Raw genomic sequence first — 15,912 nt, forward strand, 5'->3', positions numbered from 1 at the left:
CCCTACTTCACGAGCGGGAAGAGAATGGTTTCACGGATGCCGAGACCCGTGATCGCCATGAGGAGCCGGTCGATTCCCATCCCCATGCCACCGGTGGGCGGCATCCCGTGCTCGAGGGCACGCAGGAACTCCTCGTCGATCCGCATGGCCTCGTCGTCACCGCGGGCCGCGAGCTTGGCCTGCTCTTCGAAGCGCTGGCGCTGGATGACCGGGTCCACGAGCTCGGAGTAGCCGGTCGCCAGCTCGAAGCCCCGGACGTAGAGGTCCCACTTCTCCACGACACCGGGAATGGACCGGTGCTCACGCACGAGCGGGCTCGTGTCGAGGGGGAAGTCCATGACGAACGTGGGACGCACGAGCGTCGGCTTGACGAAGTGCTCCCACAGCTCTTCGACGAGCTTTCCGGGAATCGGGTGCGCAGGCACATCGACGCCGAAGCGCTCCGCGATCGTCGTCAGGTCGGCGAGCGGTGTTGCGGCGTCGATGCGGGGAGCGGCATCCGCGCCCTCCCACGCGTCGGCAAGAGCGTCGTTGAGCGAGTCGTACATCGACATCCGCTCCCACTCGCCGCCGAGGTCATAGACCGTGCCGTCGGCCCAGGTCACCTCGGTCGAGCCGGTCACGGCGATCGCGGCGTTCTGGATGAGCTCCTGCGTGAGGTCGGCGATGCCGTTGTAATCGCTGTAGGCCTGGTAGGCCTCGAGCATCGCGAACTCGGGGCTGTGGGTCGAGTCGGCGCCCTCGTTGCGGAAGTTGCGGTTGATTTCGAAGACGCGGTCGATGCCACCGACCACGGCGCGCTTGAGGAACAGCTCGGGCGCAATGCGCAGATAGAGCTCGGTGTCGAATGCGTTGGAGTGGGTGATGAAGGGACGGGCTGATGCCCCGCCGTGCTGCACCTGCAGCATGGGCGTCTCGACCTCGACGAAACCGTGGGCGGCGAACGTGTCGCGCAGGCTCCGGTTGACCCCGGCGCGGGCGAGCACGGTCTGGCGCGCCTGATCGCGGGCGATGAGATCGAGGAACCGGCTGCGGACGCGGCTCTCCTCGCTCAGTTCCGCATAGAGGTTCGGCAGGGGCAGCAGCGCCTTGGCGGCGATCGTCCACTCGGCCACCATGATCGACAGTTCACCCCGCCGGCTCGAGATCACCTCGCCGGTCACCGCGACGTGGTCGCCGAGGTCGACGAGTTCCTTCCAGCGCTGCAGAGACTCCTCGCCCACCGCGGCAAGCGACACCATGGCCTGGATGCGACTGCCGTCCCCCGCCTGCAGCGCGGCGAAACACAGCTTGCCGGTGTTGCGGCTGAAGACGACCCGTCCCGCAACCGAGACTGTCTCTCCCGTCTCGTCGCCGGCCTCGAGGTGGGCGAAGCGTTCGCGAACCTCAGCGATCGAGGCGGTGACCGGGACACTCACCGGATAGGCGCCGCCCGCGGCATCCGTTCGCTCTGCCAGCAGCCGCTCGCGCTTGGCCAGCCGCACCGCCTTCTGCTCGAAGACGTCCTCGTCGGATGCTTCGGGGGCGGCGTCCGCGGGCACGGCGGCAGAGGTGTCGGTCATGAGGGGAGCTCCTTGAAAATCGTCGCCCAGTCTATCCGCGAGGCCATCGTGACTCCGCGGGCGCGGAAGCTCTGGACTCAGTCCGCGGGCGGGCGGATGTCGTCGACCCCCGCCTCCACGAGCGCGTGGTCGACTGTCGTGTGCATGAGCGCCGCGAGGTAGCGGCCCGGCTCGGTGACGCCGGCCGCATGCAGCAGGTCGGTGGCCTGGCGGATGATGGATCTCGAGAAGTCGGTAGCGGTCGCGATCCCCTCGGCATAGGCGGGTCGGTCAGCCTCGGCGATGATCACAGGCTCGCAGCCCAGCTCGACCGCGAGCGCCTGTGCGATCGGCAGCACGGGGGCGGGGGCCGTGACCGCGGCATACGCCCCGATCAGTGTCCGCAGGTCTATCGAGGTGCCCGTGAACGCGATAGCCGGATGGATCGCCAGCGGAATCGCGCCGCGCGCCATCGCCGGTGCGAGCACTCCGGTGCCGAACGCCGGATCGGTGTGCACCACGAGTTGGCCGGCCTGCCAGGCGTCGAGCTCCGCGAGTCCGGTCACGAGTCCGTCGATCTGATCGTGGGGAACGGCGATAACGACGAGCTGGCTCTCGCGCACAACGTCCTGCGGGTCCCTGATGGGAACTCCCGGAAGGATCGCGGCGACACGGTCGTCATCCGATCCGCTCGTGATCGAGACGATCGCGTGCCCGGCGCCAGCCAGCGCGGCACCGATCACGGGTCCGACTCTGCCGGCACCCACGATCCCGACGCGCAGCCGGTCGCTCACTCGTCCCCCGCCCAGCGGTGCGAGCGGTCGGTCGCGACAGCGCCGATAGCGGCTCGCTCACCGTCATCGAACAGGCGCAGCGCATCGTCTCGGTCGAGGATGCCGAGGCTCCCCGACACGCGACCGGCGACCGTGTGGGCGCGGATGTTCGCCACCCGCAGCGCGCGGTCGACCGGGCCCTGGCTCACCTCAAGGCTCTGCATCCGAGCCAGCGGCACGACCGCGAGGGTCCGCCAGATCCGACCCCGCCGCAGGAACAGCGCGTCAGTTCCGAGCCAGAATCCGTTGCGGCGCCACGAGAGGGGTCGAAGCAGCCGTGCCCGCTTCGGCGTGGTCGTATAGGGGTCGTCGGCGACGGGACCGAGGGCGCCGTTGTCGACGATCATCGGCCAGTCATCTTCGGCGATCGTCGGCAGGATGAGCCGCAGGACCCGCTCGACATCGGCGCGGTTACCCACCGGCAGCACGGTGCCGAACTGGTCGTTGGCCCCATCGCTCATGCTGCGGCCCGACAGCCGGTTGATGCGGATCGCCCACCAGCCGAACGGGCGCCACATGAGCGGCTGGGTGACCTCGACGGCGTGGATGCGTCCCGGCGGAATGATCTCGGTGATCGTCGTCAGCAGCCCGTAGGTGATTCGAACACCGCTGGGCGTCGGGGCGATCGAGTATCGGAGCGAGCGGGTGATCGAGCGGATCCAGTAGGCACCGAAACCGAGGACTGCCGGGACCACGCCGAACAGCACCCACCCGGTCGTCGTGACCGCCCCGGTGACGATCGCGGCGATCGCCGCCACCAGAAAGATCGTCGTACCCGACAGGGTCTGCGAGGCGACCAGTCGTCCGACCGGAATCGAAACTACCGACTCCGGTTCGGCAACGGGCGCCTCCGCTCCCGCGATCAGCCCGGTGATTCCTGCCGACACGGTTTCGGATGCCGTCGCGCGCCGCCCGGCCTCACCGCGCGCGCCCAACTGGCGGCCCGACGCCAACCGCAGGATGTCGCCACGAATCGCCTCGGCATTCGCGGTCGACAGGTACTCCAGCTTGACGTTCGCGTCGAGGCCCGCTCCCACAACCTCGAGTTTGGCCAGGCCGAACAGGCGCGCGATCGTCGGGCGGGTCAGGTTCACGCCCTGCACCCGGTCGAGCGGTGCGCGCCGGTGCGACCGGAAGACCACACCCGAGCGCACCTCGACGTCGTCATCCGTGATGCGGAAGCTGTGGAAGCGCCAGCCGAGATAGAAGAGCCCGACCAGCACGATCACGACTCCGAGCACCACGAGGGTCGCAACCAGGATCAGGTTGTGCGAGACGACGTAGTCGACGGGGTCTCCGGGGATCTGCTCTCCCTCGAAGCCGGGAGCCAGCCACGGCAGGAAGATCGCGATCAGCCGGTCGCGCATGTTCGCGATGATCACGCCCGCGACGATCACCAACACCAGTCCACCCCGGAACAGCGGGGTGAGGGGGTGCATCCGATGCCACTCGCCGTCGCTGAGCGGCGAACGCACCTCCGCAGCGGGAGGCGGGGTGGCAGGCGAGGCGGGGGTGGGGTCGGTCACAGGCCGGTCCGGCGGGTCTCTGCTACCGCGATGAGGGTGTCGCGCAGCTGCTCGGCGGCGTCTTGACGGATGCCGGGAATGGCGACCCCGGTGGTGGCTGCCGCGGTCACGAGCTTGAGCTGCGCGATTCCGAACCCCCGATCGAGCGGACCGTGCGTGATGTCGACCAGCTGCATCCGTCCGTAGGGCACGGCGACAACCCGCTGCCAGAGGATGCCCTTGCGAAAGACCAGGTCGTCCTCGCGCAACTGGTAGCCGTAGGCGCGGGCCTGCCGCGGCGTGATCGCGAGCGTGAACGCGAGGATCACCAGCAGGATGCCGGCCGGAATCCAGACCCACCACGCCCCGACGATCAACGAGATCGCGAGCGCTGCGCCGAGCACGAGGAGAAACACGATGCCCGACGAGATCAGCTGCACCCAGACGTACTGCCGGGCGAGTTGGTGCCAGGTTCCGTCGCCGAGCGGGAGCCGGTTCTCGGAGCGCGGCTCGAGGATCTGCGTGAACGTGCCTTCATCGTCGATCACGTCGCGCGTGACGTGAGCCGAGCGGTCGTGGGCGATCGCCGACTCGACGGTCTCACCATCTGCCACCGCCGAAGTCTTCGTGTCCTCAGTGGCTGTGGCGTCAGCGCCTCTGCCGTCAGTGGCTGGACCCTCAGTGGCTGGACCCTCAGTGGCTGGACCCTCAGTGCCTGTGCCGTCAGTGACTGTGGGCTCCGAATCCGGGGTCGACGCCTCCGGGCTGTTCGTCATCGTCATCCTTCCGGATCGTGCACAGATACTCGGCCACAAGCCCCGCCGCCACCAGCAGGAGCCCGGCGACGAGCGTTGCCAACTGGGTCGCCATCGAGCCTAACGGCGGCACGACGGGTCGCGTCAGGAGGAAAACCACCAGTCCTCCCGAGAAGCCCACGGATGCCGCGCCGAGCAGGCTCGATGCCTTCGCAAGCATCGCGATGCGCAGCGCCCGGAACGGGTTGATCGCGGCGCGCGTGTGCCCGCGGGATGCGCGCCACACCGGGATCGCGAAAGCTACCACGATGGCCCCCAACGCGATCAGCAGAACGGGAAGCGTGATCAGCGGCGTGAAGGTTGCACGGCCCGTTGCCGTGAGCAGTTGGTTCACAAGGAACCCGCCGGCGAGCGCGATAGCGGCGGTGACGATCAGGATGCCGGCACCGGTGCGCCTCACGACGAAGCCCCGAGTCGCTCGAGGAGGTCGGCAACCCGCCCGGCACCGACGAGGGAAGCATCCGGATCAATGCTGAGCCACGGTGCGAGCACGAAGTCGCGCTCGGCAGCGCGCGGATGGGGAAGCGTCAGTGTCGGGGTGTCGCAGACCACGTCGCCGTAGGCGATGAGATCCAGATCCAGGGTGCGGTCTCCCCAGCGTTCGCGGCGCACCCGTCCGTGCCAGTCCTCGATGGTGTGCAGGTAGCTCAGCAGGACGGTCGGTGCGAGGCGCGTCGTGACGATGGCGACGGCGTTGAGGTATCCGGGTGCGTCGGGATCGGGCCCGTCGAGAGTGACCGCGACCGACTCGATCGGCTCCGACATCCTCACCGCCGACACCAGCGGCAGGTGCTCGAGTGCGGCTGCTGCAGCTGCCAGCGTCTCGTGCCGGTCACCGAGGTTCGCACCCAGCGCCACCACCGCGTCGACGGCAGGAGCGGCATCCGTGTGTGTGCCGCCCTGCATGCCCTCGGCCAGGCGTCGACTCATTCGCCGGCCTCCGCGCGTTCGCGGGTGATCGTCACCGAGACGTCAGTGAACTGCTGCTGGATCGGAGCCTGCGGCTTGTGCACCGTCACCCGCACCACGAAGACACCGGGGAAGGCGAGCACGCGATCGGCGATGTGCTCGGCGAGCGTCTCGATGAGGTTCACCGGATCGCCGGCGACGATCTGCGCAACAGCGTCAGCTACCTCGCCGTAGTGGACAGTATCGGCGACGTCGTCCGTCTGGGCGGCCCGCTCGGCGCTCACGCTCAGGACGAGGTCGATGACGAAGTCCTGGCCGTTCTCGCGCTCATGATCGAAGACGCCATGGTGGCCGAAGACGCGAAGCCCCTCGAGCCGGATCTCATCGAGCTGCGGCATCCGAACCTCCCCACAGCTCCACAACCCGCAGAGCGTCGCGCGTGGCGGCCACGTCGTGCACCCGCACGCCCCATACGCCGGCGCGCGCGGCGAGGGCACTCGTGACAGCCGTGGCGCCATCGCGCCGGCCTTCGGTGACCGCGCCTACCGTGTCGCCTGACGGGTCCTCGCCGCCGGCTCGCGTTGCCGCGGCTCCGGTCCGCTGTGTGAAGCGACGCTCGGCGTCGACGGATGCCTCGGCCAGCGCCTCAGCCAGGAAGCGCTTGCGGCTCGTGCCGAGCAGCACCCGCTGGCCCGCCGCGACAAGCTGCGGAAGCGCCCGGAGAACTTCCCAGTTCTGCTCCGGGCGCTTGCCAAACCCGATGCCGGGATCGACGATGATCCGATCCGCGCCGATGCCGGCATCCCGGGCAGCCGCGACCCGCTCGGCGAGTTCGGCTGTCACCTCGGCTGCCACGTCGGCGTACTGCGCCGGCGCGTACATCTCCCGCGAGGGCCCGCGCCAGTGCCCGAGGATGATCTCGGCGTCGGTCTCGGCGACGGCAGGGAGCATCGCGGCATCCGCGAGCCCACCCGAGACGTCGTTGACGATCCGCGCGCCCGAGTCGACAGCGGCAAGTGCCGTCGATGCGTTCATCGTGTCGATGCTGATCCAAGCGCCGCGCTGCGCGAGGGCACGGATGACGGGCACCACCCTGTCGCGTTCGATCGAGGGGTCAACCCGTTCGGCACCCGGGCGGGTCGATTCGCCGCCGACGTCGAGGATGTCGGCACCGGCAGCCCACAGCGCCAGGCCGTGCGAGATCGCAGCTCCCGTGTCGAGGTAGCGCCCGCCGTCGCTGAACGAATCGGTCGTGACGTTCACGACCCCCATTACGAGCGTCGACATCTCAGTTCGCTCCGATGAGTGCGATCAGCTCGGCGCGAGCGACCGGCTCTTCGTAGGCCCCGCGGGCGGCGATCGTCACGGTGGATGCGTCGGTCTGCCGGCCGCCGCGCATCGTGACGCACTCGTGGGTGGCATCCAGCACGACGAGCACCCCACGCGCATCGAGCGCGTCAGAGATGGTGTCGGCGATCTGCTCGGCAAGGCGCTCCTGCACCTGCGGCCGGGCCGCGAGCACGTCGACGACCTTGGGAAGCGCACCGAGTCCCACGACCTTCTCGCCGGGAAGGTACGCGATGTGGGCGTGCCCGCGGAAGGGGAGCAGGTGGTGTTCGCAGACGGAGCGGAACAGGATGTCGCGCAGCATCACCGCACCCGAGGGCAGCGTCTCTGGTGCCGGGCCGCGCGAAATCGAGATCGTGTGGGCAAGCGGCGCAGCCGGGTCCTCGCCGATGCCGCTGAAGAACTCAGAGTAGGCATCCGCCACCCGTTCGGGGGTCAGCTTCAATCCGGGGCGATCAGGGTCTTCCCCGATCGCCTCGAGCAGTTCGCGCACCAGTGCGGCGACGCGTTCACGATCAACGGCCACCAGGCGAGCCTACGCGGTTGCGGGACGCGCCTGTCCGGTCGGCCGCCGTCGCGGCGCCTTCTCGGCAGACCCCGCGTCAGCCTCCGTCGAGGCGGCAACGCCGGCCGGCGCGGGACGACGCGGAACCTCGACCGGGGGCAGCACCGAGACCGGACGCTGCTCGCTCGAAAGCCACTGCGGGCGCTCGGGCAGCTTCTTGACGTCCTTGAAGATCTCTTCGATCTCGAGGTGGTCGAGCGTCTCCTTCTCGAGCAGCTCGAGAGCAAGCTTGTCGAGGATGTCGCGGTTGTCGTTGATGACCTGGTAGGCCTCGTTGTGGGCTTGCTCGATGAGCGCCCGCACTTCGGCATCCACTCGCTCGGCGATCCGCTCGCTGTAGTCACGACCGTGACCCATGTCGCGGCCCATGAAGACCTCACCCGAGCCCTGACCGAGCTTGACGGGTCCGACATCCGTGGTCATGCCGTACTCGGTGACCATCTTGCGGGCGATGCCGGTCGCCTTCTCGATGTCGTTGGAGGCGCCCGTGGTGGGGTCGTGGAAGACGATCTCTTCGGCCACGCGGCCGCCCATCGCGTACGCGAGCTGGTCTTGCAGTTCGTTGCGGGTGACCGAGTACTTGTCATCGATCGGCATGACCATCGTGTAGCCGAGGGCCCGGCCGCGCGGGAGGATCGTGATCTTCGTGACGGGGTCGGTGTAGTTCATCGCCGCCGCGGCAAGGGCGTGTCCGCCCTCGTGGTAGGCGGTGATGAGCTTCTCCTTGTCCTTCATGATTCGGGTGCGGCGCTGGGGACCGGCCAGCACGCGGTCGATCGCCTCGTCGAGCGCGCGGTTGTCGATCAGCTGCGCGTTCGAGCGCGCCGTCAGAAGCGCTGCTTCATTCAGGACGTTCGCGAGGTCGGCACCCGTGAAGCCGGGGGTCTTGCGGGCGACGACCTCAAGGTCGACACCGTCGGCGAGAGGCTTGCCGCGGCCGTGCACCTCGAGGATGCGCTTGCGACCCTGCAGGTCAGGGGCGTCCACACCGATCTGACGGTCGAAACGGCCGGGGCGCAGCAGCGCCGGGTCGAGGATGTCGGGACGGTTCGTCGCCGCGATGACGATGACGTTGGCCTTGGGGTCGAACCCGTCCATCTCGACGAGCATCTGGTTCAGTGTCTGCTCGCGCTCGTCGTGGCCGCCGCCCATACCGGCACCGCGGTGACGACCGACAGCGTCGATCTCGTCGATGAAGATGATCGCCGGCGCGCTTTCCTTGGCCTGGTTGAACAAGTCACGCACGCGGCTCGCGCCGACACCGACGAACATCTCGACGAAGTCCGAGCCCGAGATCGAGTAGAACGGCACGCCAGCCTCGCCGGCCACCGCGCGGGCAAGCAGGGTCTTGCCGGTTCCGGGAGGGCCGTACAGCAACACGCCCTTCGGGATGCGAGCACCGACAGCCTGGAACTTCGCGGGCTCCTTCAGGAAGTCCTTAATCTCCTGGAGCTCTTCGATCGCCTCATCCGAGCCGGCGACATCGTCGAACGTGACGGTCGGGCTCTCCTTCGTGACGAGCTTGGCGCGGGAGCGGCCGAACTGCATGACCTTGCTGCCACCGCCCTGCGCGGAGGAGAGCAGGAACCAGAACAGCACACCGAGCAACAGGATCGGGAGGAACAGCGACAGGAAGCCGTCGAACCACGTAGCCCGGGGGACGACGTCGTTGTATCCGTCGGCGGGGTTTGCCGCGTCGATCGCGTTCACGACCTCTTCGGCCCGCGCCGTCACGTAATAGAACTGCACGTCGGTGGCGCCTTCGTACGGCGTCGACAGCGTCATGTCGACCCGCTGGTCGCCGTCGGTGTTCACGACCTCGGTGACCGTGTTCCCAGCCAGCAGATCAAGCCCCTGCTGGGTCGTGATCTGCTTGGCACCGCCCAGGGTCGACATGAGCGTGAATCCGATGATGAGGAACACCGCGATGAGCGCGACGTACAGCAGCGGGTTGCGTGTGAGCTTCTTGAAATCCATGGTTCGGGGCGAACCCGGTCCCTCCGTCGTTCAGGCGCCGATCCGCGCGGGAACGCAGAAACGGTGCAGACAGGGTATCGCGGGGTTGCTATGCCACGACTGAGCATTCGCCCACGGCGTACCCCGAAAGGCCTCAGCTGTAGACGTGAGGCGCAAGGATCGCGACGTCGCGCAGGTTCCGGTACTTCTCGGCGTAGTCGAGCCCGTAGCCGACGACGAACTCGTTCGGGATATCGAAACCGATGTACCGGCAGTCGACCTCAACCTTGGCGGCATCCGGTTTGCGGAACAGCGCGAAGACCTCGACGGATGCCGCACCCCGCGACGCGAAGTTGGTCAGAAGCCAGCTGAGAGTGAGGCCCGAGTCGATGATGTCCTCGACGATGAGCACGTGCTTGCCGTGCAGATCGGTGTCGAGATCCTTGCGGATCTGGACCACGCCGCTCGATCGGGTACCGGTGCCGTACGAGGAGACGGCCATCCAGTCCATCGTCATGTGCGTCGGCAGTGCGCGAGCGAAGTCAGCCATCACCATGACCGCGCCCTTGAGTACGCCGACGAGCAGAAGCTCCTTGCCCTCGTAGTCAGCCGTGACTTGGGCCGCGATCTCGTCGAGCTTCGCGCGGATCTGCTCCTCCGTCACGAGTACTCGGGTGATGTCGGACTGAACCTCCTCGGCACGCATGCATCCGAGCATAGGCCGACCACTAGCGCGCGGTGAACTCGATCCGGCCGTTGACCCGGGCTGCGCGGCATCCGGGCAGATCGATCGGGCCCTGCCCGCGCCAGTCGGTCACCAGGCGGGCGACATCGAGGGTCTGCGAGCGCGTGAGACTCTGCCCGAACTCAGCGGCAACGACATGGCGGATGAGGCGATGCCGCAAAGCCGCCGGATTGGCAGCGAGCACCCCGACCGAGAGCGAGATGCCTGCTTCGGCGTGCTCGACGACATCTTCGATGATCTCGTCGATCATCTCCGCAAAGGCCTCCGCGTCCTCGCGCAACTGCGCCGCCGTGCGCGCGAGCGCTTCGGCCACCCCCGGGCCGAGCTCGCGTTCGAGGGTCGGCAGCACCGTTTCACGAACCCGAACCCGGGTGTACCGTGGGTCGGCATTGTGGGGGTCGAGCCACGGGTCCAGGCCTTGCGCGGCGCACGCAGCATGTGTCGTGGCGCGCCGAATCTCGAGCAGGGGGCGCAGGATGCGGCATCCGTCCTCGCGCTCGGCCACCGGAGCCATTCCTTGCAGGCTTGTTGCGCCGGAACCGCGGGCAAGCCCGAGTAGCACCGTCTCTGCCTGATCGTCGAGGGTGTGGCCGACCAGAATGGCCGCCGCGCCGACCTCCCGGGCGAGGGCATCGAGCGCTTCGTATCGCGCGTCCCGTGCTGCGGCCTCGGGTCCGCCGCCCGCGCGCACGACAGCCCTGACGACCCGGGCGGACAGGCCGAGGCTCTCTGCCGTGGCCGCGGCGGTCGCAGCGATCTCGGCCGACCCGTCCTGCAGACCGTGGTCGACGGTGACGGCGACGCCCCTGATCCCGCGCTTCGGTGCTTCGAAAGCCGTTGCCGCCGCGAGGGCCAGGGAATCCGCCCCGCCCGACAGCGCCACGATGACCGTTGCGCCCTCGGGAAGAGCCTGGAGGGCAGCTCGCACCGCCCGCCGCACCTCTGCGACGGCCGAATCCAGGCCCGGTCGAACGTCCACGCCGCCACGCTACCGGCCATCCGCCGTCGCTAACTCCTGCAGTTCCCCTGCCATCCACCTCGCCAACATGCGGAACGGCCAATATTGCAGGAGTTACGGTCGCAGACGGCGCGGATCGGCGGTCCGGTGTACGAGTCGGCGGCCTTGCCTCCGCCGCCCGCCGGCTGTGGCTAACTCCTCACATCCGCGCCGCCGCCCCGACCCAACGGCCCGATCGGGCGCAAGCCGTGCCGGATTAGAGGAGTTACCGACGCCGCAGGCACGGGCTCGGGCGGACGAACCCGGCGCACTAGGCTGGTCGGCGGCATCCGTCATCGACAAAGGAGCACAGAGCATGGGCGCGTACGACGCCGTCATCGAGATCCCGCGTGGCAGCCGCGTGAAGTACGAGGTCGACCACGGCACCGGCCGCGTCTTCCTCGACCGCATCCTCTATACCGTCTTCGGTTACCCCGCGAACTACGGCTTCTTCGAGAACACCCTCGGCGAGGACGGCGACCCGCTCGACGTCCTGATCCTGCTCGACCGCGACCTCTACCCCGGCATCCTCGCCAAGGTCCGCCCGGTCGGCGTGCTGAAGATGAGCGATGAGGCAGGCGGCGACGACAAGGTCGTGGCTGTCCTCGCGAAAGACCCGCGGTGGGACCACATCCAGGATGTCGCCGACATCCCCGACTACACGAAGAAAGAGATCGCGCACTTCTTCGAGCACTACAAGGACCTGGAGCCCGGCAAGTGGGTCAAGGTCGACGACTGGGCGGATGCCGCCGAGGCCGAGCGCCTGATCACCGAGGCCGCCGAGCGCTTCGACGCCCATGAGGGCGAGACCCGCACGCAGGGTGAGGGCGAAGCCCCCAACACGCTCTGAGCTCATCACGCGAGCCGCGGTATCCGTCACGGATGCCGCGGCTTCGTGTTTCTCGGGTGGCGGGCCGGCCTAGAAGTAGACGCCGCGGGCTGCCATGAAACCGGACGGGTTGACGGCTGCGCCGTTCACGTAGGTCTCGAAGTGCAGATTGCAGCCGAAGGAGTTTCCGGTGTTTCCGGTGGCAGCGATCGCCTGGCCGGCGCCGACCCACTGGCCGTACCCCACCCAGAAGCCGCCGTCGACGATGTGCGCGTAGCCGGTGCCGATGCCGCCGCCGTGGTCGATCTTGATGTAGTTGCCGTAGCCGCCGTTTCGTCCGACGTAGACCACGCGACCGGCGCCAGCGGCGTAGATCGCTGCGCCGCATCCGGGAGCGAAGTCGTAGCCATAGTGGAAGCTCGAGGAGCAATAGTTCGCGTTGCACACGCTCGAGCGACGTCCATAGCCCGAGGACACGTACCCGGATGACGGGCGGGCCCATCCGCCGCCGGTGACAGCACCACCGTTGCCGCCGCCGTTGGCAGCCTGCTCGCGAGCGATTCGTTCGGCCTCTTCGCGGGCCTTGCGCTCCCGCTCTTCGCGAGCCTTACGTTCTGCTTCCACACCGGCCTGGTAACCGGCGACGGTCTTCGCGGTCTCATCCTTGAGCGCCGCCAGCTGGGCTTGCAGGTTGCCGAGGTGGGTCGTCTGGTTGTCGAGGGCGACCTGCGCTGCCGCGGCAGCCTCTTGGGCCGCGATCATCTTCTGCTCGGCCTCTTGCTGCAGCTTGTCGCGCTCATTGCGCGCCTGCACTGCCTGATCGCTGTAGCTCTGCGCGGCATCCCGGGCCGTGACGGCGTCTTCGTACACCGTCTGGTTGCGCTCGAGGAGCTTGTCCATCGTTCCCAGGCGCGCGAGCAGTTCGTCTGCCCCGACCGCGGATCCCGAGAAGAACAACTGCATCGCGGTGTCGTCGCCGCCGTCGCGGTAGAGCTGCGCGGCGACGCGCCCAGCCTTCTGTGCGGCTTCATCCGCTGCTGCGGCCTGCTCATCAGCCTGCGCCTGCAGGTCATCGGCGCGCTTGGCGGCGTCGAAGTACGCCTGCTGCGCGACATAGAACTCGTCCGAGAGCCGCTGCGCTTCGGCCTGCGTACGCTCGACCTCGGCCGTGAGGCTTTGAATCAGCCCCTCGATGCGGGTGACCTCACGCGACTTGGCGGCTTCGTTCGCCTTCGCGTTCTGGACGTCGTCCCAGCTGGGATATGACTCAGCGAAGGCGGGAGCGAGGCTGAAGGCCGAGGCGCCACCGAACAGGAGGAGTCCGCCGGCAACGCCGATCCCCAGGGCGGAGCGGCGCGAGAGCGCGCGAAGCTCCCGGGGCGTAGGCGCGCAGCCGCACTCCTCAGCGCTCGATTCGAGCTCCACCAGTTCCTCCTGTCACACAGAACGTATTCACACTAACAACATCAGTCACACAAACAACAGGTTTCGCAGCCGAAGTCGCGTTCGGCATCCGGTCACGGCGCCTTCTCGAGCCATGGTTCGCCGGGCGATCCGGCTGGCGGCCTGTGCCCCAGCAGCAGCGACGACGGATGCTCCGGACCGGTGTGGATGATCGCCGTACCGCCCCGACGGCGCACGTACCCGGCGGGGAAGCTCCCCGTGACGGGGTTGCGGCTGTGCACCCAACGGCCGCGGACGACGAGTCTCAGCTCCTCGCCCGCGCGGAACCGCGTGGCGTGCTCGCGCAGCTCGATATCGACCGGGATGACCTCGCCCGGGCGAATCGGCACTCGACGCTCGAAGGTGTGGACGGGATGCAGGTCGGTCGTGAGGTCCGGGTCGAGATCGCGGAACCCCACACGCTGCCAGCCATACGACATCCAGGCGCGATCGAAACCGTACGACCCCTCGAACGGCACGACAGCACCCTCCGCTATCTTGCGGACGCCGACGAACAGTGTGAGATCGTCGGCCGCCCGCGCTGAAACGTGCAGGCGCAGCGACATCGGGCCGATGATGTCGAGGGCTTCGGGGATGCGCCACGTCCATTCGAGGCCCGGGCCGTTCATCGCGAAGCCGGTCTGCACCGTCACGCGTGAGGGGCCGTCGCCAAGGCAACCGTCCATGCCGTCGAGGAACAGGCGGCGCATGCGCAGGTCTGCGGGCGGCCACTCGGACTCCGCGGTGACGGCGACCGGGGTCGGTCCGCTTTCGTACACGGCCAGGCGCACCGGGGGAAGTGCGTCCCAGCCGTTGTCGAGGTCGCGGAGGGTGTGATCGAAGAAGCGGGCACGGATGCTGGCGGCATCCGTGCTGTAGTACGTGGCCCACTTGCCGCCGCGATGGGTGTAGAGCCAGCGGCGGGGGCGCTCGGGACGCGCCTGACCCGCGCGTCGGAAGACTTCGAAGGAGCCGCGAGTGTGGAGGTTGTGGTCCGAGAAGCTGCCACACACGAGCACGGGAACGCCGATGCGGTCGATGTCGGGGGTGCGGTCGCGGTACCACTGGTCGCGCGTGGTGTGCCGTGCGAGCTCCCGGCGCAGCGGCGGCGGTGCGACCCGAGCCGCGCGGGCGGTGAGGGTCGACCACAGCACCGCGAACCCGTTCTCACGGATGCCGCCGGGCCACGCGAAGTCGCGGTAGAGGTCGCTGAAGCCCTCCCACGGGCAGATCGCAGCAAGCTGCTCGGGCGCCCGGGCCGCGACCGCGTACTGCGAGAGTGCGAGGTAGGAGACGCCGTCGAGCCCGACCTTGCCGGTGGACCAGGGTTGCGTTCCTGCCCACGCGATGAGGTCTTCGTAGTCGTCTGCCTCCTGCGCCTCGAACAGATGCGCCTGTCCCTCGGAGGTGCCGCCGCCCCGAGCATCCGCGTTCACGACGGCGTAGCCGCGCGGCACCCAGAAGGCGGGGTCCGGCGCCTCCCACCCGGTCCACGCCGAGATCCCGACCCGGTCGGGCTGCGGCATGATCCGGTACTGCGGATTCAGCGCGCGGCCGCTGCGCGAGCGCCCAGGCACGGCGTCCTTCCCGTACGGATGCGCCGACATAATGACCGGCACCGGCTCATCGCCGCGCGGCCGGAACACATTGACGCGCAGCACGGTTCCATCGCGCATCGTGACCGGGACGTCGCGCTCGAGAATCCAGTCGGGTTCGGCCGTGGCGACATCCACACGCGGCTTCGCGAACAGACGGATGCGGCGTGCGACGCGACCGAGAAACCACGCGGGCGAGTGGCGAAATCTCTGCGGGGGTGGCACCGGCACGGGCCCGACGCTACCGCCGCCGCGGTCGCGCCGGGGGCAGACCCGCGCGGGAGGCTGCAGGTCGGCATCCGTGTGTCGCACCGTCGATTGGCGGATCCCTCAAGTATTGCGTATGCTTGACCGTCGGTAAGCGTGAGCCCCCGGAGTCCTTTTCGAAGGATGCTGGAGTTCATCCGGCCCCATCGTTTAGCGGCCTAGGACGCCGCCCTTTCACGGCGGTAGCACGGGTTCGAATCCCGTTGGGGTCACCCTACAATTGAATAAGCATGGCCCTGTAGCGCAGTTGGTTAGCGTGCCGCCCTGTCACGGCGGAGGTCGCGGGTTCAAGTCCCGTCAGGGTCGCTCCGAAAGCGACGGGCCCTTTTTCGGAAGGGCTCTTCGTATAGGACGCGGCAACTTCGGCTGCCGTGCGGCTCTGTAGCTCAGTTGGTAGAGCGCACGACTGAAAATCGTGAGGTCACGGGATCGACGCCCGTCGGAGCCACAAGGACCGTCGTTACAACGGCCCCAGAAACCCTCGCCTAGCTTCTACATGGCGGGGGTTTTGCTTTGCCCAGGTGAGGGGTGGTTTCTACCGGCACATAGTTGGCGCCTCTCCGGT

The 15,912-nt window shown here is 68.2% G+C and carries 15 protein-coding genes and 3 tRNA genes; 4 read left to right on the forward strand and 14 right to left on the reverse strand.

Annotated features, from left to right (window positions below):
* Positions 1-2: 2 nt before the first annotated feature.
* The 12 genes from lysS to tilS form a co-directional block, all read right to left on the reverse strand.
* Positions 3-1,562 carry a lysine--tRNA ligase gene (gene lysS / locus LL236_RS03880; protein WP_228177475.1) on the reverse strand — a complete coding sequence of 520 codons (1,560 nt, stop codon included), beginning with the start codon at positions 1,560-1,562 and terminating at the stop codon, positions 3-5.
* 77 nt (positions 1,563-1,639) lie between these two features.
* Positions 1,640-2,335, reverse strand: a complete 696-nt coding sequence (locus LL236_RS03885; RefSeq protein WP_308017241.1) for a DUF2520 domain-containing protein — start codon at positions 2,333-2,335, stop codon at positions 1,640-1,642.
* Entirely contained in the window at positions 2,332-3,900 is a 1,569-nt protein-coding gene (locus tag LL236_RS03890; RefSeq protein WP_228177476.1) for a PH domain-containing protein, read from the reverse strand. The genes LL236_RS03885 and LL236_RS03890 overlap by 4 nt, the downstream gene beginning before the upstream one ends.
* Positions 3,897-4,397, reverse strand: a complete 501-nt coding sequence (locus LL236_RS03895) for a PH domain-containing protein (RefSeq protein WP_374198002.1) — start codon at positions 4,395-4,397, stop codon at positions 3,897-3,899. Before LL236_RS03895 ends, LL236_RS03890 begins: the two co-directional genes overlap by 4 nt.
* 205 nt (positions 4,398-4,602) lie before the next feature.
* Complete coding sequence (locus LL236_RS03900; RefSeq protein WP_228177477.1) at positions 4,603-5,094, reverse strand: DUF3180 domain-containing protein; 492 nt, start codon at positions 5,092-5,094, stop codon at positions 4,603-4,605.
* Positions 5,091-5,624, reverse strand: a complete 534-nt coding sequence (gene folK, locus LL236_RS03905) for a 2-amino-4-hydroxy-6-hydroxymethyldihydropteridine diphosphokinase (RefSeq protein WP_228177478.1) — start codon at positions 5,622-5,624, stop codon at positions 5,091-5,093. Before folK ends, LL236_RS03900 begins: the two co-directional genes overlap by 4 nt.
* On the reverse strand, positions 5,621-6,001 hold the full coding sequence (gene folB, locus LL236_RS03910) for a dihydroneopterin aldolase (RefSeq protein WP_228177479.1): 381 nt from the start codon (positions 5,999-6,001) through the stop codon (positions 5,621-5,623). Before folB ends, folK begins: the two co-directional genes overlap by 4 nt.
* The gene (gene folP, locus LL236_RS03915) at positions 5,985-6,890 is read right to left on the reverse strand and encodes a dihydropteroate synthase (protein ID WP_228177480.1); all 906 of its coding nucleotides are present in this window, start codon (positions 6,888-6,890) and stop codon (positions 5,985-5,987) included. The genes folB and folP overlap by 17 nt, the downstream gene beginning before the upstream one ends.
* A gap of 1 nt (position 6,891) precedes the next feature.
* Entirely contained in the window at positions 6,892-7,476 is a 585-nt protein-coding gene (gene folE / locus LL236_RS03920) for a GTP cyclohydrolase I (RefSeq protein ID WP_228177481.1), read from the reverse strand.
* 9 nt (positions 7,477-7,485) lie between these two features.
* Positions 7,486-9,492, reverse strand: coding sequence for an ATP-dependent zinc metalloprotease FtsH (ftsH, locus tag LL236_RS03925; protein ID WP_228177482.1), 2,007 nt, complete (start codon positions 9,490-9,492; stop codon positions 7,486-7,488).
* A gap of 133 nt (positions 9,493-9,625) precedes the next feature.
* Positions 9,626-10,177, reverse strand: coding sequence for a hypoxanthine phosphoribosyltransferase (hpt, locus tag LL236_RS03930; protein WP_228177483.1), 552 nt, complete (start codon positions 10,175-10,177; stop codon positions 9,626-9,628).
* Between the two features lie 22 nt (positions 10,178-10,199).
* Complete coding sequence (tilS, locus tag LL236_RS03935) at positions 10,200-11,195, reverse strand: tRNA lysidine(34) synthetase TilS (RefSeq protein ID WP_228177484.1); 996 nt, start codon at positions 11,193-11,195, stop codon at positions 10,200-10,202.
* 334 nt (positions 11,196-11,529) lie between these two features.
* On the opposite strand from tilS, the gene ppa reads away from it, so the two are divergent.
* Positions 11,530-12,063 carry an inorganic diphosphatase gene (gene ppa, locus LL236_RS03940; RefSeq protein WP_228177485.1) on the forward strand — a complete coding sequence of 178 codons (534 nt, stop codon included), beginning with the start codon at positions 11,530-11,532 and terminating at the stop codon, positions 12,061-12,063.
* Positions 12,064-12,132: 69 nt separating this feature from the next.
* On the opposite strand, the gene LL236_RS03945 is transcribed toward ppa, so the two are convergent.
* Together LL236_RS03945 and LL236_RS03950 are read right to left on the reverse strand one after the other, a co-directional pair.
* Positions 12,133-13,467, reverse strand: a complete 1,335-nt coding sequence (locus tag LL236_RS03945; RefSeq protein WP_374197996.1) for a peptidoglycan DD-metalloendopeptidase family protein — start codon at positions 13,465-13,467, stop codon at positions 12,133-12,135.
* 92 nt (positions 13,468-13,559) lie between these two features.
* A complete protein-coding gene (locus LL236_RS03950; RefSeq protein ID WP_228177486.1) occupies positions 13,560-15,311 on the reverse strand; it encodes a CocE/NonD family hydrolase in 1,752 nt (583 codons plus the stop codon).
* A gap of 175 nt (positions 15,312-15,486) precedes the next feature.
* Between LL236_RS03950 and LL236_RS03955 the strand changes: the two genes are divergently transcribed.
* The 3 genes from LL236_RS03955 to LL236_RS03965 all read left to right on the forward strand — a co-directional run bounded on the left by LL236_RS03955 (position 15,487) and on the right by LL236_RS03965 (position 15,795).
* A tRNA-Glu gene (locus LL236_RS03955) sits at positions 15,487-15,559 on the forward strand.
* Between the two features lie 20 nt (positions 15,560-15,579).
* Positions 15,580-15,653 (forward strand) — tRNA-Asp (locus LL236_RS03960).
* A gap of 69 nt (positions 15,654-15,722) precedes the next feature.
* Positions 15,723-15,795, forward strand: a tRNA-Phe gene (locus LL236_RS03965).
* Positions 15,796-15,912 lie beyond the last annotated feature (117 nt).

Source organism: Microbacterium schleiferi (assembly GCF_020781975.1).
In the GTDB taxonomy this organism is placed as follows: domain Bacteria; phylum Actinomycetota; class Actinomycetes; order Actinomycetales; family Microbacteriaceae; genus Microbacterium.

What these genes read in the sequence shown, in the direction of transcription:
- ftsH (WP_228177482.1), bottom strand. Translation starts at nt 9,492, where the DNA reads ATGGATTTCAAGAAGCTCACACGCAACCCGCTGCTGTACGTCGCGCTC.
- folK (WP_228177478.1), bottom strand. Translation starts at nt 5,624, where the DNA reads ATGAGTCGACGCCTGGCCGAGGGCATGCAGGGCGGCACACACACGGAT.
- folB (WP_228177479.1), bottom strand. Translation starts at nt 6,001, where the DNA reads ATGCCGCAGCTCGATGAGATCCGGCTCGAGGGGCTTCGCGTCTTCGGC.
- hpt (WP_228177483.1), bottom strand. Translation starts at nt 10,177, where the DNA reads ATGCGTGCCGAGGAGGTTCAGTCCGACATCACCCGAGTACTCGTGACG.
- folP (WP_228177480.1), bottom strand. Translation starts at nt 6,890, where the DNA reads ATGTCGACGCTCGTAATGGGGGTCGTGAACGTCACGACCGATTCGTTC.
- ppa (WP_228177485.1), top strand. Translation starts at nt 11,530, where the DNA reads ATGGGCGCGTACGACGCCGTCATCGAGATCCCGCGTGGCAGCCGCGTG.
- lysS (WP_228177475.1), bottom strand. Translation starts at nt 1,562, where the DNA reads ATGACCGACACCTCTGCCGCCGTGCCCGCGGACGCCGCCCCCGAAGCA.